The organism is Salinivibrio sp. IB574, from assembly GCF_001996205.1.
In the GTDB taxonomy this organism is placed as follows: Bacteria; Pseudomonadota; Gammaproteobacteria; order Enterobacterales; family Vibrionaceae; genus Salinivibrio; species Salinivibrio proteolyticus.
In genome coordinates, this window is sequence record NZ_MUFN01000021.1 from 15216 (window position 1) to 37280 (window position 22065).

The following is a 22065-nucleotide window of genomic DNA, read 5'->3' on the forward strand; positions in this document are numbered from 1 at the left end:
TTTCTAGTTATTGTTCGACGACGCGCTTAAAAGGTGGTAGCGAGTCGAGTAATGATTGGCCATATCTGCGGGTGATAATACGCCGGTCAAGAAGCACCACTCTACCAGAGTCTTCCTCTTTGCGCAGTAAGCGTCCGACCGATTGCACTAGCTTTTTACTTGCCTCGGGAACCGAAATTTGCAGAAACGGATTGCCGCCACATTTCTCTATGTATTCGGCGTGGGCCTCTTCCACCGGTGAGGTGGGCACAGCAAAGGGAATTTTTGTAATAATCAAGTTTGTCAGTAGTTTGCCGGGTAAATCTAGCCCTTCAGAAAAACTGCCAGTCCCAAAAATAATACTGATTTTCCCGGCGGCAACCGCCTTTTTGTGTTGTTCTAACAGTGCACTACGTGACAGGGTGCCTTGGCAGAGCAGTTGCCATTGATGACGGCGACAGTGCGGCTCCAAGGTTTTAGCCACTTGATGCATTTGCCAATAGGAGGCGAATAGCACCAGTGATGCGGTTTCGCCTTCCAAATACTCAAGCACTTTGTCGCCAAGCACATCGGTAAACTGTTTTGCTTGTGGCTCACAGGGCATCGCAGGCACTATCAGCCTTGCTTGGTTGGCATAGTCAAAGGGGGAGGGTAACGCCAAATAGCGCGTGCCATCGCTTTCGCTTAGACCGACTTGGCGACAAAAATAGCTAAACCGATTGAGTGCGCGCAATGTGGCAGAGAACAGCCCAACACCGGCCGCCCGCGACCACAGCATTTGATCAAGACGCCAGCCGACTTCTAACGGCGAGACGTGGACCCAGCGGTCATCTTCGCGCTCTTGGCAACGCTGTACCCAGCGCGCGAGAGGTGCACCTTTGTTTGCGTTGGGTTGTGCCATCAGTGACCAGACTTTTTCTAGGTTCTCGAGCCGTTGTAAGAAAAAGGCACTTTCCGCAAGCGCAGGGTCGGCGAGCTTGGCCGAAATGTCATTTTCTTTCAGTCGCTCGTTGATCAAATCGTGAATTTTCGCCAAGCTCTGGTTGGCTTTTTTACTCGCCTGCTTCAATTGCTGGCAGGGTTCTACCAAGGCATCAGGCAGTTCGCCATCAACGAAACGGTAGCAGCCATCCTCATTGAGGGGTAACCCACTAATAATTTGGTTAGTGTCGCGTAAAGTGGGGATCAGCACTTGGATCGCGTCTAATAAGCTATCCACGAAGCGGTTTGCGCGCTTCATATCCGCGGTATTACCGAGCTTAACCGTGGCTTGGTTGAGCTTTTCCAGCCATCCAGTCGCCCCGAGTAAACTGGCATTGGCGGCCGAAAAGTCGCGAGCGACTGTGGGTAAATGATGGGCTTCATCAATCATATAAAGACATTGCTCGGGTTCGGGCAAGATCACCCCGCCACCTAGCTCGAGATCGGCCAGTAACAGACTGTGATTGACGACCACGATATCCGCTTTGTCCATCGCGTCGCGTGCTTTGGCGAAGGGGCACTGACGATGAGCGTGCAACCCAGCGTGGCAGGTATGTTTGTCTGATGCAATGGCTTGCCAGAGGTGATCGGCAATCGGCTTAGGCCAACTATCGCGGTCGCCATCCCATTTCCCGTGGCTAAATGCCGAGTACATGTCATTGAGTAGCCGTTGCTCGTTTTGCTTGGGCTTTTGGGTGAACAGCGCGCCTTGGATGCTGTCTGTGTCCGCCACCGCACTCAATTTGTGCGCACAGCAATATCGTTGGCGCCCTTTTGCCAGAATAAAATCAAACGGTTTTGGGCAGATGCGACGAAAAAATGGAATGTCTTTATTGGCTAACTGCTCTTGCAAAGCCACTGTCGCGGTCGAAATCACCACTTTTTTATTGTTATTTAGTGCAAAGGGGATGGCCCCCATAAGATAAGCCATCGATTTGCCCACACCCGTACCCGCCTCCGCCACAAATAGCCGGCGCTTGTTGTCATAATCGCCTGCTAGCGTTTTTGCAAGCTCTGCCACGAGATAGTTTTGTACCTTTCTAGGGACAAAATGGGGAAGTTGCGCTTGTAGGGTTTGATAGCACGCACGGATGTCTGATTTTACGGCAGGGCTAAGCATCAATAAGTCCGGCTAAGGAAGAGTGGCGGGTAGTATAACACGACTCAAAAACGTGAAAACGATCCCGAACTGCAAGATTTCTTTACATTAATGAGATCCCAGTCACGAATTTATATTGAACCAATCAATCCAATCTCGCTGAACAATCAACCAATTGGCAACACACCTATTTTAAGCTATTGAATAGTTTTTTATCCTATTAATTGTCTTTGATTAATCAATTATTAGATATTTATGCTGATTTGTTGTGCGACTAACTTTTTGCGGAATTGATGTGCGCACTCACAATAAATGTGATCTCTATTCAGTTGGGCTGGCTAACTATTTGTTTTTTATGTTTTGTGGGTTATGATTTGCACGGTTTCGAGTTAGTTGACAGAACCCAGAATGTTCTGCACGATTAGCCACGAAGTTTCAGTGGATTGGCATTTTGTTCTTTACAGCATTATGACAGCCACCACATAACAGAGTTCCACGAAGGAACTCATAATGACTAAATAGAAAAGGCAGTGGATTAACCATGAAAAAGACTATTCTAGCAATGGCAGTTCCAGCTCTGCTGGCTGCTGGCTCAGCATCTGCAAGCATCAACCTGTATGACGCAGACGGCGTTAAAGTAGACGCGTCTGGTGCAGCAGAAGTCCAGTACATGCAAGAAATCGGTTCAGATCAAAATGCTAAATGGCGTCTAGATGACGGTGACTTCGCGGTTAACACTGAAGTTGCAGTTTCTGACGACCTAGCAGCTATCGGTCACTTCGCATTTAAATTCGAAGACGGCAGCACCACAAACGATGAGCTGTACGTTGGCTTTAAAGGCGACAACTGGGGTACTATCACCTTCGGTCGTCAACTGCTGATCAACGATGACATGGGCATCACCAAAGACTACGAGCTGAGCGTGGTATCTAACGGTACTTTGCGTACTGAGGGTGATCAAGTCGCCAAGTATGTTTATGACAATGGTTCTTTCTACGCCGGCTTCTCTACTCTGCAGAACAGCGATGGTAAGGAAGGTACTGACGAGTACAAAATTTATGACGGCCGTCTAGGCTACCGTGTTGCTGATCTAGACATGCGCGTTTACTACTACTACGCGGATGATGCGGCAGTTAACGGTGATGATTTTGCATACTCAAGCACAGGTGACGTAGAAAACTACAACCTAGAAGTAGAATACAAAGGCATCGAGAATGTAGGTCTTGCAGCGTCTTACGGTGTTAACACCGTTGACACTGGTTCAGTAAAAGAAGAAGCAGATTTCTTCTCAGTAGCTGCTGATTACACTCATGGCAAAACTACTTTTGCTATCGGCATCGACAACCAAGACAACGATAGCGCTGAAGACGTGACTGGCTACTACGCGAACGTAACTTATGCGCTGCACAGCAATGCAAAAGTTTACGCGGAAGTGGGTGACACCGATGCAGACCACGCAGACTGGGGCTACGTTGCAGGTATGGAAGTTAAGTTCTAATCGAGCTTAACGATACCGCTACAGTATGTAGTACTCGTTTTAAAAAGCCGCCTTCGGGCGGCTTTTTTATTCATGGTTTTGGCGAATCAGTGAGAAAAGAATAATGAAGCAGTTGAAATGGGCTGGGCTAGCGCTGGGTGTTACCCTGTTATCAGGTGTCGCTCAGGCCGCAACGATTACCTCAGCACGGGGTGTCGAGTTTTTAGTAATTGATGGCACTGAAGTAAAATTTGACAGCTGGGCACCTCAGCAAAGTGTTGAGCTGAGCGATGGCACACACCAGTTAGTGATGCGCTACGAAGGGGAAGTCAAGCGCGGTAGCAAAGACGTAGTTTTTACGTCTCGCCCTTATGTGTTTGATTTTAATGTCGATGGACGTGATGCCACTATTGATATTGATACCCGCCTTTCGGCACAAAGCCAAGCGTCGAGCTATTTTGCTTCAGGCCCACAATGGCAAGCGGAGTTTGAGAGTGGCGATGTGATGCCCTTGAAAGCGACTGAGCTTAAAGGTGACGGCTTTGCTGCTTACGCGGATATGGAAGCGTTAGTGGCTGACTATAACCGTGCCAATGGCATTATTTTCGACCAAGGTGAAAGCAAAAACCTCAATGATGTTTTGGTCGAGGTGGATGAGGAAGGCAAAGCATCCATCAAGGGCGATGCGCTCTCACAACTTAAACTTTGGTATACCAAAGCTAGCGATCAAGAACGCAAGTCTTTCCGCCGCTGGATTATCGACCAAGAATAATGTGGCTTCGTTTGACTCAAACGCAAAAAAACGCCCAGCCAAAGCTGGGCGTTCGTCGCTTAAACAGCGAGAGACAGGCTACAAGCGAAAGTAGACCGACACAGCATCACCGATTTAGTGAGGGTCCGTCGCAACACGACGCTGCGCGGGATCGTGATGGTAATAATTTGATGTACGACATTGAGGACAACGTTGCTCTGCCGCATCTTGCATCAAATCACTGAGCGGTATTTGGCTCTCACAATCGGCACACAGGCCGTAGATCTCCAAATCCATGGCACACAAAGAGGCGTCCACTTTCTCTAAACGATCGCCTAGGCAACGAATTGCGCCCGGCAGGCTTTGACTTTCTTTAATTAAGTCAGTCACATTGAGATTATCGCATTCCTTTTCCCAATCTTCTCGTAATCGAGTGGTTAAGGTTGCGATCAGCTCCGCTTGCTCGGTTTCGAGCTCACGCCGAAGCTGTGCGAGGGTTTTTGTATCCATGGTCAGTTCGCTTGATTGGCTGAAATGACGTTTATCATGGATCATGGACCCCACTTGTTACCCTGATGTAAATCAAGAATAGCGATAAAACCTTACAAAAGGTCCGTTTTTAGCGGTTGAAAGCTGAGCTATAGTAGCGCCTCACTGTTGTTAAGTTGTTGTGAGTAGAGATTACAAAATGGAACATGATTTTAAAGAGCCGTATAGTCTGAAGTATTTCATTGGATTTTTGCTGGTACTCCTCATTCCCACCTTGCCAGCAAGCCTGACTTGGATTGGTATTTTATTTGGTCGTTAAATATTCAATAGGTCACGATCAGCGGTTAAATGCGGTATTGTGCTGTACTGGCCGGGTGAGGGTCACTACACTTGTAAATGTGTTTCATTTCACCGTCAGGCCAGAACTTTGCGAGACCACAGCATGCAACACTCACTGCCATCTTCTTCCCCCCGTTGGCGCTGGCTTTGGAACAGCCTTGGCTGGCTATGGGTCGGCTTAGGCACAGCGGGTATTTTTTTACCGGTGCTACCGACGACGCCTTTTTTACTGCTCGCGAGTGGCTGCTTTATGCGTGGTTCGCCACGTATTGCTAACTGGCTGCATGCACATCCTACCTTTGGGCCTATCTTGACTGATTGGTATCAAAAACGCGCCATTAGCCGTAAGGTAAAAATACGGGCCACCGTGATGATCCTGGCCAGCTTTACTTTTTCTATTTATATCGTCAGCTTTGTTTGGCTAAAAGTCATGCTGCTAATTTGCTTAATTGTGCTGTTATGCTGGTTTCTCCGTCTGCCTGAGACAGAATCTGTTGCCGCCTCGGCTGAAAATTCATAACATTGCGGTTTGCGTTTTTTACCGGCGAGTATTGGCCATGAGCAACGACAGCTTGAATGTCATTAAACAAAGCATCAAAACCATTCCTGATTATCCAAAGCCCGGGATCCTTTTTCGCGACGTAACCAGCTTGATGGAAGATCCGATCGCCTATCAGGCAACCATAGATACACTCGCGAACCAGTATCGTGACATGGGTTTCACCAAAATCATCGGTACCGAATCGCGCGGTTTTTTATTTGGCGCTCCACTGGCACTGGCGATGAAATTGCCGTTCGTCCCGGTACGAAAACCCGGTAAGCTACCCCGTGAAGTTATCAGTGAAAGCTACCAACTTGAATATGGCGAAGACACGCTAGAAATTCATCGTGACGCGATTAGCAGCGGTGATAACGTGCTTGTCATTGATGACTTACTGGCGACCGGTGGTACCATTGAGGCGACAGTAAAACTTGTGCGTCGTCTGGGCGGCGAGGTGAAGTATGCGGGCTTTGTCATCAGCCTACCCGATATTGGTGGTGAGGATAAACTTGCCCAAATGGGTGTTAACGTATTCAGCCTGTGCCAATTTGACGGTCACTAGTCTCTCCATACTGGGGCGCTGTGCGCCCTCGTTACGCTCCGCCTCATTGGATATTCAAATAGGAAGCCGAGAAACATGAGTTATCAAGTACTCGCACGTAAATGGCGGCCACACAGCTTTGATACCGTGGCAGGGCAGCAACATGTACTGACTGCGCTTGCCAACGCACTTGACCACGACCGTTTGCATCATGCTTACTTATTTAGCGGTACCCGAGGGGTAGGTAAAACCACTATCGCGCGTATTTTTGCCAAGGGGCTGAATTGCGAGCAAGGCGTCTCTTCATCACCTTGTGGTCAGTGTCAAACGTGCCGAGAGATTGATGAAGGGCGTTATGTCGATTTATTAGAGATCGATGCGGCATCGCGCACCAAGGTTGAAGATACCCGTGAGTTACTGGATAACGTTCAGTACAAGCCCGCGCGTGGTCGCTATAAGGTGTATTTGATTGACGAAGTTCACATGTTGTCTCGTCATAGTTTCAATGCACTGCTCAAAACGCTGGAAGAGCCGCCTGAGTATGTGAAATTCCTATTGGCCACGACGGATCCGCAAAAGCTGCCGGTGACTATCCTGTCACGCTGTTTGCAATTTCACTTAAAGCATTTCGATGCCAGCCAAATTCAAACTCAGTTAGAAACCATCTTGGCGCAAGAGGGCGTAGATGCTGAATCGCGTGCGTTGATGCTACTTTCTCGCGCGGCTGAAGGCAGCATGCGTGATGCTCTGAGCTTAACCGACCAAGCGATTGCGCTAGGCAACGGCCAAATTACTACGGCATCGGTTAGCGACATGCTAGGTACACTGAGTACCGATCACGCATTGATGCTGCTTGAGGCGCTAGTTAACCATGATGCGGTGGAGCTGATGAGTGCCTTAGAGCAGATTGCTCACATAGGTGTTGAATGGGACGGTTTACTCAAAGAGCTGGCTGGGCAACTGCATCAAATCGCTTTACTGCAAGCGTTACCTAATACGCATAGCGAGGCGTCACCGGACAAAGCACGCTTGCATGCACTGGCGACCCGACTATCGCCCCAAGATGTGCAATTGTGCTATCAAATGGCGCTGCAGGGTCGTCAAGATTTACCGTATGCTCCCGATGGACGTGCGGGGCTGGAAATGGTGTTGTTGCGGATGTTGGCATTCCAGCCGGTCAAAACTGTCCCCTATGAACCCAAGGCGATTTCTGTGCCGGCCCAAGCCCCTCAAACGCAAAAGGCTGCGACTCAGAAACCGCACACCAATCCGTCTCAGGCGATTGGGGCGTTAAAAGCGCAGGTGCAGCAAGCAACATCGGCTCCAAGGGAGCAGACTGCGCCAGTTCCCCAATCGGCGCCACCTCAATCACAACCTGAGCCACAGGCGCAACAGCCAGCGTCGACGCAGCCGGATAGGGCGGAGGAGGCACAGGCTGCCCCTCAATCTGCGGCATCCAGTTTGATTCAGGCGCGGAATCAACTTCGTAGTCGTATGAAACGTCAATCGAGTCAGACGGATAACACGCCAAAAAAGACTGAACGGACATCGGCCAAGCAAGATGCGCTGTCAGTGCTGGATCGTATTACTGCGAATGCCCAGCCTGCGTCGCCGGTGTCCGACTCATCTTTTGAGCAAGCGCCGGCGGCATTGTCTCATCAAAAAACGGCTGAAACGGCGCCAGTGTCTGACGAGCCTTATCAATGGACGCCGACTCAACCGCAGCCCGAGAAAGAAACAGCCACACATTTAACGCCAAATGCGCTTAAAAAGGCGCTAGAGCATGAAAAAACACCAGCGATGCGGGATAAGCTTGTCCAAGAAGCGAACGCGGAGGATCACTGGTGTGCGTTGGCAGACAGTTTGGCGGTGCCGCGCTTGGTGAAGCAAATGGCACTGAATGCGTCGATGGTGCGTGAGGGCAATACGGTAGTGTTGACCTTACGTCCTGATCAGGCTCACCTCAATAAAGAAAAAGCACAACAACAGCTCGCACAGGCCTTGTCTCAGGCCCTAAATGCCCCCATAACATTGGAAGTCCATTTAGGCGATAGCGGGCGAACGCCATTGGAGTGGCGAGAACATCTCTATCAACAAAAATTAGCGCAGGCGACACAGAGCTTGCATAATGATCCGAATGTCGGTTTTATTCTTCAGCGTTTTGCTGCGGAACTGGATGAAGACAGCATTCGACCAATTTAGAACACCTAACCAAGAGAGAGAATTATGTTTGGTAAAGGCGGAATGGGTAACCTGATGAAGCAGGCGCAGCAAATGCAAGAGCGCATGCAAAAAGTTCAGGAAGAAATTGCCAATATGGAAGTCACCGGTGAGTCAGGCGCAGGCATGGTAAAAGTCACCATGACGGGTAGCCATAGCGTTCGTCGAGTTGAAATCGATGACAGCCTAATGGAAGACGACAAAGACATGCTGGAAGATCTGATTGCAGCCGCATTCAATGACGCAGCACGTCGTGCCGAAGAGCAGCAAAAAGAGAAAATGGCCGAAGTGACAGGTGGTATGCAGTTACCACCAGGCATGAAAATGCCGTTTTAATCCATGCGTACCAGTCAGTTACTTGAACAACTGATGGACGCGCTGCGCTGCTTACCTGGGGTCGGCCCCAAATCAGCGCAGCGTATGGCCTATCATCTGCTTCAACGCAATCGTCAAGGTGGTATCGAGTTGGCGCAAGCGCTGACTGCAGCGATGACAGAGATTGGTCACTGCAGCCAGTGTCGAACTTTCACTGAAGAAGAGGTTTGTGCGATTTGCGACAATCCTCGACGTCAGCAAACGGGGTTAATTTGTGTGGTTGAAAGCCCTGCGGATATCGCTGCGGTTGAAGCCACCGGGCAATATTCTGGGCGTTACTTTGTGCTAATGGGGCATTTGTCGCCATTAGATGGTATTGGCCCTGCCGATATCGGCTTAGACGTGTTGGAAAAACGCCTCACGCATGAGCCCATTGAAGAATTGATCCTCGCTACCAACCCAACCGTTGAAGGCGAAGCTACGGCGCAATATATTGCCGAGCTGTGTCGAGAACACGATGTGCAAGCCAGTCGTATTGCCCACGGTGTGCCTATGGGTGGAGAGCTTGAGTTGGTGGACGGTACCACACTGTCACACTCGATCATTGGCCGGCAGCGCTTAAGCTATAACTAGCTGAGAAGCATGACGCGCGGTACCGTGACGCACTAATCTTTAAGCCTGACTTGGTCAGGCTTTTCTTTTTTCTCCGCTTTGACGAGCAAATGTGCAATCAATCATTTGTTTGTTGACAAACTAGTCGTTAAACGCTGTTGTGTAAGCACTCATTACTAAACGTGCTTAACGTATGAAGCGTCTTCTCTCTTTCTTTCTTGTAAACTTCTTTCTCGCAAGCGCATTGGTCAGTAACTTGGCTCAGGCCGAGCCAGTCAAGCGCTCAAAATCGGGCATTTGTCACGACACCAATAGTCCTTATTACACCCGCGTCACGCGATTTACCGCATTCGATTCGCTGTCAGCCTGTCTTGAGGCAGGTGGGCGCTTACCTAAGCGTTCGACGTCTTCTCCAAAAGCGCTTGTCCATCAAGAAATCAACGCGGCGTTGCGCGATGGGCGTCCTTTCTCTGGACCCTACCAGCGAGACCATTGGCCCCATTGGTTGGACGAGGACAAAGATTGCCAAAACACCCGTGCTGAAGTCCTGATTGCCCGGAGCCAAGTGCCTGTGACCTACACACGGGATAATCGCTGCACGGTTGCCACGGGATTATGGGTTGGTGCGTTGACGGGCCAGTCGTTTACCCAAGCCAGTGATGTCGACATTGATCACCTTGTGCCATTGAAGTGGGCCCACGGTCACGGTGGCGAGGTATGGTCTCGGAAGAAAAAAGCCCAATTTGCCAATGACCCCGACAACCTGCTGATCGCCGATGATGCGCTGAATGCACAAAAAGGCGCGAAAGGACCTGATGAATGGCTACCACCGGTCGAGACACTGCGTTGTAACTATGTCTATCGTTTTGATCGTATCGTCGCACGTTACCAACTCCACTACGTGCCCAGTGAGCGCGAGGCCGTGAACCATTGGCTTGCCGCCTGTGGTTACGGGCCGCGGGGATAGCAAGGCGCAAGGTTGGGTGAACTTGTGGCTGCTTTGCTTGATGACGCGAATAGATGACTAAGTGATTTATTTTTGGTCAGTTAAGCCTTGAAAGCGTCGCGAGCGGCCCCTATATCCAAAGAGACTTTATCCAATTCGTCATCAGGTAGTCCGCTTCGGGCTCACTTGGCGTTTAATTATCATAGCTTTAGGTAGATTGACATGAGCGTGAAAACCCCAGAAAAACACCAGTTTGGCTCTGATACATCCAAGCTGTTGCAATTGATGATCCATTCACTCTACTCAAACAAAGAGATTTTCCTGCGTGAGCTGGTCTCGAATGCGTCAGACGCGGCTGACAAGCTTCGTTTTAAAGCACTTTCGGCCCCTGAATTGTACGAAAATGATGGGGATTTACGCGTACGCCTCTCAGTAGACAAGGATGCAGGTACGCTGACTATCTCTGATAACGGCATTGGTATGAGCCGAGATGATGTGATCGCCAACCTTGGGACCATCGCTAAGTCAGGGACGGAAGAGTTTCTAAAGCAACTCAATGAAGATCAAAGCAAAGATTCCAACTTGATTGGTCAGTTTGGCGTGGGCTTTTATTCTGCCTTTATCGTTGCCGACAAGGTGACCGTGCACACCCGTGCTGCCGGTTTGGCGGCAGACCAAGCCGTGTGCTGGGAATCTACGGGTGAGGGCGAATACACCCTAGAGCCTATCGAGAAAGCTGAACGCGGCACCGATATTATCTTGCATCTCAATGACGATGAGAAAGAATTCCTCAACGACTGGCGCCTGCGCGAGGTGATTGGCAAATACTCTGATCACATCGGTATTCCGGTTGAAATGTGGACTGTCGAAAAAGACGATGAAGGCAAGGAAACTGGCGAAGGCAAATGGGAAAAGGTCAATAAAGCTCAAGCTTTGTGGACCCGCTCTAAATCAGACATTAGCGCTGACGAGTATAAAGAGTTTTATAAGCACGTCTCACACGATTTCGCGGAGCCACTGACATGGAGCCACAACCGTGTCGAAGGTAAAAATGACTACACAAGCTTGCTATATGTCCCGTCGAAAGCACCGTGGGATCTGTTCAACCGTGAACACAAACACGGTTTGAAACTGTACGTGCAACGCGTGTTCATTATGGATGATGCGTCGCAATTTATGCCAAGTTACTTGCGCTTTATCCGTGGTCTGATTGACTCGAACGATCTGCCGCTCAACGTCTCTCGTGAGATCTTGCAAGATAATAAGATCACTCAATCACTGCGCAGTGCTTGCACTAAGCGCGTGCTATCTATGCTCGAGAAGCTGGCTAAAAACGACGCGGAGAAGTATCAAACCTTCTGGCGTGAGTTTGGTCTGGTACTTAAAGAAGGTCCGGCTGAAGACTTTGGCAACAAAGAAAAAATTGCGGGCTTGTTGCGTTTTGCATCGACGCACGAAGACAGTGCGGAGCAAACCGTTTCATTGGCGGACTACGTGTCGCGCATGAAAGACGAGCAAGAGAAGATTTACTACATCACCGCAGATAGCTACAACGCTGCGAAGCACAGCCCTCACCTTGAGCAATTCAAGGCTAAAGGCATTGAAGTTATCTTGATGTACGATCGCATCGATGAGTGGCTGATGAGCTATCTCACTGAGTTTGATGGTAAGCAATTCCAAGCGATTACCAAAGCAGACCTCGACCTTAGCCAATTCGATGACGAAGAAGCCAAAGCCAAGCGTGAAGAAACCGAAAAAGCGTTTGAGTCTGTGGTTGAGCGCGTGAAGTCTCATTTAGGTGAGCGCGTGAAAGATGTTCGTCCAACGTTCAAACTATCCGGTACGCCTGCAGTTGTGGTAACTGACCAGTTTGAGATGGGTACTCAGATGGCGAAACTGCTTGAAGCTGCGGGGCAACAAGCACCGGAAGTGAAGTACATCTTCGAGCTCAACCCAGAGCATGATCTTGTCAAGCGTATGGCGGATGAGAGCGATGAAGAGAAGTTTGGTACCTGGGTAGAAATGCTGCTAGGTCAAGCGATGCTGGCAGAAAAAGGAAGCATGGATGATCCGTCTGAGTTCTTGGCGTCGGTGAACAAGCTTCTGACTAAGGTATAATCGACAACGCGCTGTGAAAGCGACATACTGAACAGCGACCAACAAGCCCGGCCGGATTGCCGGGCTTGATAGCGTTTCGTGAAGCGTGTATGTTTCGGGTCTTTGCGAATAGACGCAGTTTTACGAAACTCCAAAAACGATAAAAGGGGATCACTATGCGCATCATTCTGTTGGGTGCACCGGGCGCGGGTAAAGGGACTCAAGCGCAGTTCATCATGGAAAAATACGGGATTCCGCAGATTTCTACCGGTGACATGCTGCGCGCCGCGATTAAAGCGGGCACTGAGCTGGGCAAACAAGCCAAAGCGGTTATTGATGCTGGCGAGCTGGTGTCAGATGACATCATTCTGGGTCTGGTTAAAGAGCGTATCTCGCAAGATGATTGTGCCAAAGGGTTCTTGCTAGATGGGTTCCCACGTACAATTCCACAAGCGGATGGCCTAAAAGAAATCGGTGTTGCGATTGATTACGTGCTCGAGTTTGACGTGCCAGACGATGTGATTGTGGAGCGTATGAGTGGTCGTCGTGCTCACTTGGCTTCAGGCCGTACCTACCACCTGGTGTATAACCCACCAAAAGTGGAAGGCAAAGACGATGTGACTGGCGAAGAGCTCGTTGTTCGTGATGACGACAAAGAAGAAACAGTGCGTGCGCGCCTGAAGGTTTATCATGATCAAACTGCGCCTTTGATTGCTTACTACAAAAAAGAAGCAGATGCAGGCAATACGCAGTACTTCACCTTTGACGGCACCCAAGCGGTAGCAGACGTCAGTGTTGAGATTGAAAAAGCCCTAGGCTAACACTGGATGTTCTCCCAAGGAGAAGATTGAGTATATCGATTGCAGAAACCGGAGCAGACGATTAGTCGCTCCGGTTTTTTTATGGCAAGCTAGCCCAAAATCAAATTGTTACCGTACTGGTTCGGGTAAATCGTTTATACGCCAGTCTGTTCTAAGATTGCCGCCAAGGAATACAATCAAAATGACGGAAAAACACAATCAAGTCGGTGTGCTATTGGTCAACCTCGGAACCCCAGAAGCGCCGACATCACAGTCAGTGAAAGCCTTTCTTTCTGAATTCCTGCATGATCATCGTGTGGTTGATTTAACCCGGTGGTTATGGTGCCCATTGTTACACGGTGTGATATTGCCGATTCGTTCACCGAAAGTGGCTAAGCTGTATCAAAGTATTTGGATGGAGGAGGGATCGCCACTGATGGTGTATGCCAAGCGTCAGCAAAAAGCGCTGGCTGAACAGGTGTCGGCTCCGGTTGCGCTTGGAATGACCTACGGTAATCCGTCCATTGCCCAAGGGCTTGATGAGCTGCAAGCAAAGGGCTGCGACAAGGTGTTGGTCTTGCCGCTCTATCCTCAATACTCTGCCACCACCACTGCCGCGGTGTTCGATAAAGTGGCTAAATCATTGAAAGGGCGCCCTGTGATTCCTGCGTTGCGGTATGTGAACCACTATCATGATCATCCGCTTTATCAAGCCGCGTTAGCCCACTCGGTGAAGCAGCATTGGCAAGCGCATGGGAAAGGTGACTTGCTACTGTGTTCTTATCACGGCATACCACAGCGTTTTGCCGATAATGGCGACCCTTACCCTCGGCACTGTGAGCAAACCACGTCGCTGCTGCAAGCGGAACTCGGGCTTGTGGATAACGAGATCATGATGACCTATCAGTCGCGTTTCGGACGAGAAGAGTGGCTCAAGCCTTACACCGATAAGACCTTAGAGACGTTACCCAGCAAAGGGGTGAAAACCCTCGATATTATGACCCCAGCTTTTTCCGCTGATTGTCTTGAAACCCTAGAAGAAATTGCCGAGCAATGTCGTGACACCTTCCTCGAGGCAGGTGGCGAACGCTTCCGATTTATTCCATGCTTAAACGACGATGAGGCTCATATTCACCTGATGGCGTCGCTGGTGGCCCAACATACACAAGGTTGGTAGGGCAATAAATTTCATCGTGTAGACGCTACGCATGCGCGAATTCTGTGATAGAATTCGCGCCTCCCTTCCATTAGCTAGTTACACGAACCATGAAATTTCCAGGACAACGCAAGTCTAAGCACTATTTTCCGGTTCACGCCCGTGATCCTTTGCTCAACCCAGCCAGCGAACGTGGCTTTAAGCGCCCGCACGTGATTGGTATCGACCAAACCTTGGTCGACATTGAAGCAAAAGTGCCTGATGAATTTCTGGAGCGGTATCAGTTAAGTAAAGGGCACTCGCTTGTCATCGACGATGAGCGCGCAGAAGCACTGTATCAAGAATTGAAAGACAACAACCTTGTCACTCATGAGTTTGCGGGTGGCACTATCGGTAACACCTTGCACAACTATTCAGCGCTGGCGGATGACCAATCTATCTTGCTGGGGGTGATGAGCCAAGATATTCGAATTGGTAGCTATTCTTACCGTTACCTGTGCAACACCTCAAGCCGGATGGATCTTAACTACCTGCAGCCGGTGCAAGGCCCGATTGGTCGTTGCTACGCCTTGATTGGCGATTGTGGTGAGCGTACGTTCGCCATCAACGAAGGCTTGATGAACCAACTCCATCCTGACTCAATTCCTGAGCATATCTTTGAAAACGCCTCTGCGTTGGTACTCACTGCGTATTTGGTTCGTTGCAAAGAAGGCGACCCAATGCCGCAAGCGACCATGCGCGCCATTGAATATGCGAAAAAGCACAACGTGCCAGTGGTTATGACGCTCGGCACCAAGTTTGTGATTGAGCAAAACCCACAATGGTGGCGTGACTTTCTTTCCGAGCACGTTAGCGTCGTGGCGATGAATGAAGATGAAGGTGAAGCCTTAACCGGTGAGAGCGATCCGCTCTTAGCGGCCGATGCTGCACTGCAGTGGGTGGATATGGTGTTGTGTACTGCAGGACCAATTGGTTTGTATATGGCCGGTTACACTGAGGATAAGTCGAAACGTCAAACCACCTTGCCGTTGCTGCCAGGGGCGATCCCTGAATTCAACATGTATGAATTTAGCCGTCCGATGATGAAAGCGGACTGTGAAACGCCGATTAAAATTTACTCTCACATTGCTCCCTATATGGGGGGGCCTGAGCGGATTAAGAACACCAATGGTGCTGGAGATGGTGCTCTATCAGCGTTGCTGCATGATATGTCTGCTAATCGCTATCATCGTGATAACGTGCCCAATTCGAGTAAGCACCAATATCCATTTATGACCTACTCCTCTTTCTCGCAAGTGTGCAAGTATGCGAACCGTGTCAGCTATGAAGTGTTGGCGCAGCACTCACCGCGTTTATCTCGTGGGCTGCCTGAGCGAGAGGATAGCCTTGAAGAGGCGTATTGGGAGCGATAAGCCTCTAGTAAAAAAACCGCCAATCGGCGGTTTTTTTGTTTCTAATTTATGGTGTGCCCATCATTTTGCGATTACTGATACGCTTTTTCGTGCACAGTGCGTACGGCACGACCAGACGGATCGGCTTGGTTTTTAAAAGATTCATCCCACTCAATCGCTTTGGCACTTGAGCAAGCGATCGACGGGCCGCCCGGTACGCATTTCGCCGCATCGTCGAGCGGGAAGAGCTCTGCAAAGATCTCGCGGTACATATACGCCTCTTTAGTGGTTGGCGTGTTATAAGGGAACCGGAAAGCCGCGGTCTCGAGCTGCTGATCCGTCACCTTCTCTTCGGCAATCGCTTTTAAGGTATCAATCCAGCCATACCCAACGCCATCACTGAATTGCTCTTTTTGGCGCCATGCTACCGAATCAGGGAGTAGGTCTCCAAAGCATTCGCGGATAATGTGCTTTTCCATTTTTCCGTTGCCACACATCTTATCGTCTGGCTTGACCTGCATCGCCACTTCTAAGAAGGCTTTGTCGAGGAAAGGTACGCGTGCTTCCACGCCCCATGCTGCCATGGATTTGTTGGCACGTGCGCAGTCAAACATGTTGAGAGCAAGTAACTTACGCACCGTTTCTTCGTGAAACTCTTTAGCGCTTGGGGCTTTATGGAAGTATAAATACCCTCCAAACACTTCATCGGCACCTTCACCGGAGAGAACCATTTTGATCCCCATCGCGCGGATCTTACGAGACATTAGGTACATCGGCGTGGAGGCACGGATTGTGGTGACGTCATAGGTTTCAATGTGATAAATCACGTCGCGAATCGCATCCAGCCCTTCTTGAATGGTGTAGGTAAACTCATGATGAACCGTGCCAAGGTGATCCGCCACTTCCTTGGCGGCTTTCAAATCGGGGGCGCCTTCAAGGCCGATAGCAAACGAGTGAAGACGAGGCCACCATGCTTGGCTTTGATCGTCATCTTCGATGCGGTTGGCAGCAAACTGTTTGGTGATGGCAGAAATCACGGACGAGTCTAGCCCACCAGAAAGCAATACGCCGTAAGGTACGTCGGTCATTAGTTGGCGGTGAACTGCGGCTTCGAGTGCTTCTTTCAACGCCGCTTTATCGGTTGTGTTTTCTTTTACACCGTCATAGTCCATCCAATCACGCTTGTAATAGCGCACCGGCTCGCCTTGTTTACTCCATAGGAAATGGCCCGGAGGAAATTCACTGATGCTCTTGCACACTGGCGTTAAGGCTTTCATTTCCGAAGCCACGTAGTAGTTGCCGTGTTCATCATGACCGTGGTACAGCGGAATAATACCAATGTGGTCACGGCCAATCAGGTAGGCATCTTGCTCCTCATCATAAAGGATAAACGCGAAGATGCCGTTGAGGTAGTCAAGCAGCTCAGGTCCTTTTTGCTGATACAAAGCGAGAATGATTTCGCAATCTGACTCGGTTTGAAATGGATAGTCAGGAGCAAACTCAGCACGCAATTCTTTGTGGTTGTAAATTTCGCCATTGACCGCTAATGCTTGGGTTTTATCTTGGTTATATAAAGGTTGGGCCCCACTGTTTAGATCGACAATCGCTAAACGCTCATGGACCAAAATAGCTTTCTCGGATGAGTAAATACCCGACCAGTCAGGACCACGGTGACGCATGGTTTTGGACATCTTTAAAGCCACTTCACGGAGCTGCTGTGGGTCGGTTTTTATATCAAGCACCCCAAACACTGAACACATACTTTCCTCTCAAATTCATCAAGCCAACAAGGCGATAACAGGTTGACAACCACTCTGCCTTGCACGGTCAGGATAGACAAGCCTAAAAAAGCATTTCTTAATCAAAAAGCCTCTTTGGGTGAATAATATTTATAATTATCCCATTTTTTCTGAATTTAATTTAACTATAGTGCAGTGTGTGTACAAAATGGCTATACATCGATGAAAAAAGCCGCTCGAAAGAGCGGCCTGGGTATTGGAATAGCGGTGGGTCAGGCGTTTTTGGCTGGCGTGGTAAACTGCTCTCGCACATGTCGAGCAAATCCACTACCGGCTTCTTGGTAGATATTGAACGCTTCGTCAACACCGAGCGCTTTGAGCTGCTCAATTTCATCCTCGTATTTTGCAATGGCGGCGACCTTGCCCTTAAAGTTGGTTTGCCGGATTTGCTCTAGCGCAAGCATATTGGCCTGACTATGTGGCATTGCCAGTAAGATTAACTTGATCTGTCCATCAGAAATGGCGCGTGACCAAAAGTCAGGATCGGTGGCATCGCCAAGAATCGCACGTCGTCCTTCCTCTTGATGGCGTGCCACTGAATCTTCCCGGTTATCAATGCCAATAATAGGTTGGTGATGAGTGGCAGAGAGCTCGTCATACGCCCCTGAACCAATTCGACCCATTCCAAGTACCAGAATCGAGGCATCACCGAGATTGATCAGCTGATCGCTGGGATGTAGCTGCTCGGGGTTTCTATCTTTCAACCACTGCGATGCCCAAGTATAGAGTTGATTACTGAAGGTATTGAGCGGTGCGGAAAACGCAAAACTCAATGATACTGCAATAGCGATGGACACTAGTATTGGCCCAGGCATAAGGCCGGCTTTATACGCAAAGCCTCCAACGATTAAGCCAAACTCACTGAAGTTAAATAGCGTAAGCGTGGTAAATAACGCAGTACGCACACGATAACGGAAACCACTGACAATCCAGTAATAGAGGAGCCCTTTGATAGGCAAGAGCAGCATGATGAGTAACGCAAAACTAAAGCTTTGCCACGTAGGTTGTTCGGACAAGCCAATGTTGAGGAAAAAGCACACGAGGAAAAGCTCTTTCATATTAAAGAGCGACTTAGCCATTTCCGAGGCGCGAGGGTGGCTTGCCAATAACATTCCTAAAATTAACGCACCTAAATCGGGTTTGACGCCAACAAGCTCAAACAAGCCTGCCCCCGCTACTAACGCCAAGAAAATGCCATAGAGCACCAACATCTCACCGTGCCCCGCGTTGTCCAGTATTTTGTTGAACACTGGTTTAAGCAGAGGCAATGCAAAAAGTAGTAATGCACTGAGCTCAGGCGTTTTTCCGGACGTGGCGGTGATAAAGACTACCGCAAAGATATCTTGCATGATCAGAATGCCAATCGCCAGAGTCCCATAGGTGGCGTTAAGCTCCCCTTTCTCTTGGAGTGCCTTAATGGCAAAGACGGTGCTGGAGAAGGAGAGGGCAAAACCCAACAGGGCTAACTCTGATAAGCTCAATCCAGCCAGCATAGGCACGCTTAGGGCTTTCAAGCCGAGCAAGGACAGCGTGAACAACCCCGTAGTCAGCAGGTTATGGGCGGTCGCGCCAAACCAAATCTCTTTGGCAAGTAGGGTTTTGACATCCAACTTCAATCCAATCGAGAAAAGCAGCAAGGTGACACCCAAATCGGCCAGATCAGAGATCACAGGCGTTGATTCGTAGCCAAACGCATGTAGCGCAAAGCCAGCAATCAAAAAGCCAACGAGAGGTGGCAAGTGACAACGCATCAGAATATAGCCGCTGATGAAGGCTGCTGAGATGTAAACCAATTCCATATCGTATGCTTATTATGTGAGTTAGCGAGCAAACAGAATCCGTGTTTTTGTGCAAAAGCCAATAAACACAGCATCGACAATTATCTTAAAGTTTTGAATCAACTAAAGATATGAATTTGAGACATTGATGGGTCTCCTCGGTAATACTTTGTTTGAGCTTGGCTCCTCTGAGGTTTAGCGATAAGGAGCAAGACGCATTGATGCCTATGCGACTTTGAAAAAAGAGATAGGCTCGTGGCGCATTGCCAACTTATCGCGCACCGTAGCTTGGGTATATAATGTACACGCTAGATAGGGAAAGTGTGAGATTTTATTTGCGGAGAAAACGGGTTTGCGTAGCAAGACGTCAAACCCGCTAAACGATCACTCTTCGAGCAGTTTTTGTAACAGTTCGCCGTTGAGCATGGCCCGTTTAACTAACGAGAAAGCGGCCATGGTAGGCTTTTCTGCTAGCTTCGCGCTTACAATCTCTAGCTTTTGATGAAAGCTCGGCAGTGACTGGTTTTCAACACAGCGCTGAATGGCGGGGAAAACGACACTTTGTGCTGCGGTAATTTTACCTGCAATGACCACAAGTTGAGGATTGAACAGGTTAACGGTCATAGCAATGGCTTTGCCAAGATGATTGCCAACTTTTACCAATACCTGTCTTGCCAGTTCATCACCTTGCTCGGCGGCCTCACAAATGGCTTCGATCGTTAAACTGTCATCGTGTTTGAGTGTGCTCGGGTGTCCTTGAGCCAGTAGCTGTTGTGCATGTTCGATAATGGCTTCGTTAGAGGCCACTGTTTCTAAACAACCAAAATTGCCGCATTGGCACTTCTTGCCCAAAGGATCAATTTGCACGTGGCCCAATTCGCCTACATTGCGGTTATGGCCCAAGAAAATTTGCCCGTTTACGATAATCCCAGCGCCAGTGCCGTGGTGTACACTGACTAACATCGAATCGTAATAGGCTTGGCTGGCGCCAAAGTAGTGCTCTGCCAATGCTTGTCCGCGAATATCGTTACCAATAAACGCCTGCACACCAAACTCCTCACGGAGTGTGTCGGCAAGGGCCAGCTGTTGAATCGTGATGTTAGGCATATATTCGACGACCCCAGATTCAGGATCAATCAGGCCGGGCATCACGACCGATATGGCAATCAGCTCTTTGATGGATTGTTGGTGGGTGTCAATAAACTGACTCAGAATCTGAATCAGGCCGTTCACTAACTCGTTCTGATCGTGATAGTGAAAAGCTTCCCCGTGTTCAGCAAGCGATGTCCCACTCAAGTCATAGAGTGAAAGCTCGATAAAATGACGCCCCAGTCTTACCGCAAGGGTATGAAATGGGGCGCATTCTGTGGTCAAAGAAATAGCTCGGCGACCGCCGGTTGACGCTTGCTGAGCCACTTCCTTGATCAAGCCACGTTCGAGCAATTGGCGGGTTATTTTTGTCACACTTGCGGGTGCTAGACGGCTCACATCTGCAATTTGTATGCGAGAGATGGGCCCTTGTTGATCGATCAACCGATAAACGGCAGCTCCGTTGAGCTGCTTTACCAAGTCGACATTCCCGATTTGTCCGCCAGTCATAAATGTCCTAGCTATGTGTATATTGTCCGTTAACCACCGTCGCTTGGATGTTGAGTGTGCGATCAAAAATAGCAAGATTCGCAATTTTCCCCGGGCGAATACTGCCATAAAGCTGATCGACACCAATAGCGCGCGCAGGATACAGCGTTGCCATGCGCAGAGCCTCATCCAAGGCGATACCTATATGCTCAACACTATTACGAACCGCTTCGTTCATCGTCAGTGCAGAGCCGCCAAGTGTACCATTCTCATCAACACACTTGCCGTCACGGTAATATACTTTCTTGCCTACAAAAATAAAGTGATCCATGTCGGCTCCTGCTGGTGCCACAGCATCAGTAACTAGCACTAATTTCTCACCTTTTACTTTATGTGCAAGACGAATGTTGGCGTAAGACACATGGAAGCCGTCAGCAATAACGCCGGTGTAAACCTCGGGCGTATCATAAATCGCGCCAACCATGCCGGGCTCGCGACCGGTTGTGGCCGTCATTGCATTGAACAGGTGGGTCGCAAACCCAATCCCATTAGCAAAGCCTTCGCGTGCTTGCTCATAGGTTGCGTTAGTGTGACCGGCGGAAACGAGAATGCCTGCTTTGGTGAGGGCCTGAATGTGCGCTTTGGGTGCGAGTTCGGGCGCCAGCGTCAATTTGGTAATCACGTCGGCGTTGTCGCACAAATACGCAATCATCTTGTCGTTGCTGGGGCGAATATAGTCGAGACTGTGGATCCCTTTTTTTGCGCTGTTTAAGTAAGGCCCTTCTAAGTGTAAGCCTAAGGCTTGATGCGGATGGTGGGCTTTGTACTCGCGCATCGCGTTGATCGCCGCACGCATGTCATCATCTGAACTCGTGATCAGAGTCGGTAAGAAGTTGGTACACCCAGACTTCAAGTTTGCTTGGTGCATGGTTTCAATAGTGTCTGTTGTGATCGCATCGTTAAACATGACACCACCGCAACCATTAAGCTGCAGATCAATGAAGCCCGGGCTGACGTAAGCTCCGTCGAGTGAGCGTTTTTCTATCTCTGTCGGCAGCGCATGTTGCGGGCAAACGTCCTCAATCACGCCGTCACGGATGACAATAGCGTGGTCATCAAGCACTTCATGACCAGTAAAAATCCGGCAGTGGGTTAACGCATACATGCTGTTATTCC

At 49.4% G+C, this 22065-nt stretch carries 18 protein-coding genes; 12 read left to right on the plus strand and 6 right to left on the minus strand.

Features of this window, described 5'->3' with window-relative positions:
• Nucleotides 1–7: 7 nt before the first annotated feature.
• On the minus strand, nucleotides 8–2080 hold the full coding sequence (gene dinG, locus BZJ17_RS11305; RefSeq protein ID WP_077640787.1) for an ATP-dependent DNA helicase DinG: 2073 nt from the start codon (nucleotides 2078–2080) through the stop codon (nucleotides 8–10).
• 520 nt (nucleotides 2081–2600) lie between these two features.
• Here dinG and BZJ17_RS11310 point away from each other — a divergent pair.
• Together BZJ17_RS11310 and BZJ17_RS11315 are read left to right on the plus strand one after the other, a co-directional pair.
• The gene (locus BZJ17_RS11310; protein WP_077640788.1) at nucleotides 2601–3557 is read left to right on the plus strand and encodes a porin; all 957 of its coding nucleotides are present in this window, start codon (nucleotides 2601–2603) and stop codon (nucleotides 3555–3557) included.
• A 103-nt stretch (nucleotides 3558–3660) separates the two neighbouring features.
• Nucleotides 3661–4308 carry a DUF2057 domain-containing protein gene (locus BZJ17_RS11315; RefSeq protein WP_077640789.1) on the plus strand — a complete coding sequence of 216 codons (648 nt, stop codon included), beginning with the start codon at nucleotides 3661–3663 and terminating at the stop codon, nucleotides 4306–4308.
• Between the two features lie 114 nt (nucleotides 4309–4422).
• Here BZJ17_RS11315 and BZJ17_RS11320 read toward each other — a convergent pair whose 3' ends face one another.
• Entirely contained in the window at nucleotides 4423–4797 is a 375-nt protein-coding gene (locus BZJ17_RS11320) for a hypothetical protein (RefSeq protein WP_077678158.1), read from the minus strand.
• 421 nt (nucleotides 4798–5218) lie between these two features.
• On the opposite strand from BZJ17_RS11320, the gene BZJ17_RS11325 reads away from it, so the two are divergent.
• The 10 genes from BZJ17_RS11325 (at nucleotide 5219) to BZJ17_RS11370 (ending at nucleotide 15755) form a co-directional block, all read left to right on the plus strand.
• Nucleotides 5219–5635, plus strand: coding sequence for a YbaN family protein (locus BZJ17_RS11325; RefSeq protein ID WP_077640791.1), 417 nt, complete (start codon nucleotides 5219–5221; stop codon nucleotides 5633–5635).
• 37 nt (nucleotides 5636–5672) lie between these two features.
• Complete coding sequence (apt, locus tag BZJ17_RS11330; protein ID WP_077640792.1) at nucleotides 5673–6218, plus strand: adenine phosphoribosyltransferase; 546 nt, start codon at nucleotides 5673–5675, stop codon at nucleotides 6216–6218.
• Between the two features lie 75 nt (nucleotides 6219–6293).
• Entirely contained in the window at nucleotides 6294–8399 is a 2106-nt protein-coding gene (dnaX, locus tag BZJ17_RS11335; RefSeq protein ID WP_077640793.1) for a DNA polymerase III subunit gamma/tau, read from the plus strand.
• A 24-nt stretch (nucleotides 8400–8423) separates the two neighbouring features.
• Nucleotides 8424–8753, plus strand: coding sequence for a YbaB/EbfC family nucleoid-associated protein (locus BZJ17_RS11340; protein ID WP_069588674.1), 330 nt, complete (start codon nucleotides 8424–8426; stop codon nucleotides 8751–8753).
• Nucleotides 8754–8756: 3 nt separating this feature from the next.
• Complete coding sequence (recR, locus tag BZJ17_RS11345; RefSeq protein WP_069588676.1) at nucleotides 8757–9365, plus strand: recombination mediator RecR; 609 nt, start codon at nucleotides 8757–8759, stop codon at nucleotides 9363–9365.
• A 172-nt stretch (nucleotides 9366–9537) separates the two neighbouring features.
• Nucleotides 9538–10311 carry a DUF1524 domain-containing protein gene (locus tag BZJ17_RS11350; protein ID WP_077640794.1) on the plus strand — a complete coding sequence of 258 codons (774 nt, stop codon included), beginning with the start codon at nucleotides 9538–9540 and terminating at the stop codon, nucleotides 10309–10311.
• Nucleotides 10312–10512: 201 nt separating this feature from the next.
• Entirely contained in the window at nucleotides 10513–12408 is a 1896-nt protein-coding gene (gene htpG / locus BZJ17_RS11355) for a molecular chaperone HtpG (protein ID WP_077479120.1), read from the plus strand.
• Nucleotides 12409–12563: 155 nt separating this feature from the next.
• Nucleotides 12564–13208, plus strand: a complete 645-nt coding sequence (adk, locus tag BZJ17_RS11360) for an adenylate kinase (RefSeq protein WP_077640795.1) — start codon at nucleotides 12564–12566, stop codon at nucleotides 13206–13208.
• 181 nt (nucleotides 13209–13389) lie between these two features.
• Nucleotides 13390–14364 (plus strand): ferrochelatase, encoded by a 975-nt coding sequence (hemH, locus tag BZJ17_RS11365; RefSeq protein WP_077640796.1) that lies wholly within the window; start codon nucleotides 13390–13392, stop codon nucleotides 14362–14364.
• Nucleotides 14365–14453: 89 nt separating this feature from the next.
• Nucleotides 14454–15755, plus strand: coding sequence for an inosine/guanosine kinase (locus BZJ17_RS11370; RefSeq protein ID WP_069588683.1), 1302 nt, complete (start codon nucleotides 14454–14456; stop codon nucleotides 15753–15755).
• 71 nt (nucleotides 15756–15826) lie between these two features.
• Here BZJ17_RS11370 and asnB read toward each other — a convergent pair whose 3' ends face one another.
• The 4 genes from asnB to nagA form a co-directional block, all read right to left on the minus strand.
• Entirely contained in the window at nucleotides 15827–17494 is a 1668-nt protein-coding gene (gene asnB / locus BZJ17_RS11375; RefSeq protein ID WP_077640797.1) for an asparagine synthase B, read from the minus strand.
• A 251-nt stretch (nucleotides 17495–17745) separates the two neighbouring features.
• On the minus strand, nucleotides 17746–19332 hold the full coding sequence (locus tag BZJ17_RS11380; RefSeq protein ID WP_077640798.1) for a cation:proton antiporter family protein: 1587 nt from the start codon (nucleotides 19330–19332) through the stop codon (nucleotides 17746–17748).
• Nucleotides 19333–19695: 363 nt separating this feature from the next.
• Nucleotides 19696–20910, minus strand: coding sequence for an ROK family protein (locus BZJ17_RS11385; RefSeq protein ID WP_069588686.1), 1215 nt, complete (start codon nucleotides 20908–20910; stop codon nucleotides 19696–19698).
• A 7-nt stretch (nucleotides 20911–20917) separates the two neighbouring features.
• Nucleotides 20918–22054 carry an N-acetylglucosamine-6-phosphate deacetylase gene (nagA, locus tag BZJ17_RS11390; RefSeq protein WP_077640799.1) on the minus strand — a complete coding sequence of 379 codons (1137 nt, stop codon included), beginning with the start codon at nucleotides 22052–22054 and terminating at the stop codon, nucleotides 20918–20920.
• Between the last annotated feature and the right edge of the window lie 11 nt (nucleotides 22055–22065).